At 62.6% G+C, this 820-nt stretch carries 1 protein-coding gene and 1 pseudogene; both read right to left on the minus strand.

The genetic code is table 11. The annotated features are described in order from the left end of the window. Positions 1-41: 41 nt before the first annotated feature. Complete coding sequence (locus tag EOA86_RS36715) at positions 42-308, minus strand: hypothetical protein (RefSeq protein ID WP_245497504.1); 267 nt, start codon at positions 306-308, stop codon at positions 42-44. A 99-nt stretch (positions 309-407) separates the two neighbouring features. Beyond that, positions 408-820 (minus strand): annotated as a pseudogene (gene prpE, locus EOA86_RS36720) (propionyl-CoA synthetase); the annotation flags it as partial.

Below are 820 nucleotides of genomic sequence, written 5' to 3' on the forward strand. Positions count from 1 at the left end.
GGTGCCCGGCGCGCAGATCCAGACCGCCGGCGCCAGCCGCCTCACCCTTGCCTCGAAAAACCGCAAGGAGGTCGAGTTTCGGCGCTGAAGGCGATGACGAAGCCGCTGATGACGAAAACACCTGTACGCCCCCATCCGGAGCCGAGCATCTCCAGTTCCGGATGCGGCGGGATGCCGCCGATGGCCCGTGCCGAAACGCCGGCGGGAAAGGCCCACACCCAGTAACCATAGTGGTAGAACATCACGAGCACTGCGGCGAGAAATCGAAGTATGTCGACGCCGCCAAATGTGGTTTTTTGCTGAGCCATGCCGTAATCGTCGGTGGGCGACCCCGACAAAACTGTATGCGATTTGCTGCATTGCACAATGGCCAAATTGGCGCTCGGGCGCGCGATGCTCCGATGTCTTTACAGGCCGATTCCGCGTCTCTTGAGCGCTGCGGTGATTTCGTCGAGAATGATCGGATCGTCGATGGTCGCCGGCATCGTCCATTCTTCCTTGTCGGCAATCTTCTGCATGGTGCCGCGCAGGATCTTGCCGGAGCGCGTCTTTGGCAGGCGCTTGATCGTCACCACCGTCTTGAAGGCGGCGACCGGGCCGATCCGCTCGCGCACCAGCGTGACCACCTCGGTCTCAATAGTGCCGGTGTCACGCGCGACACCCGCATTCAGCACGACAAAGCCGAGCGGAACCTGGCCCTTCATCGCGTCGGCGATGCCGATGACGGCGCATTCGGCAACGTCTGGATGCCCGGCCAGCACCTCCTCCATGGCGCCGGTCGAAAGCCGGTGGCCGGCGACATTGATGATGTCGTCGGTTC

Origin of the sequence: Mesorhizobium sp. M5C.F.Ca.IN.020.32.2.1, assembly GCF_004023105.1 — a bacterium.
GTDB classification, from domain to species: domain Bacteria; phylum Pseudomonadota; class Alphaproteobacteria; order Rhizobiales; family Rhizobiaceae; genus Mesorhizobium; species Mesorhizobium wenxiniae.

What these genes read in the sequence shown, in the direction of transcription:
- EOA86_RS36715 (WP_245497504.1), bottom strand. Translation starts at nt 308, where the DNA reads ATGGCTCAGCAAAAAACCACATTTGGCGGCGTCGACATACTTCGATTT.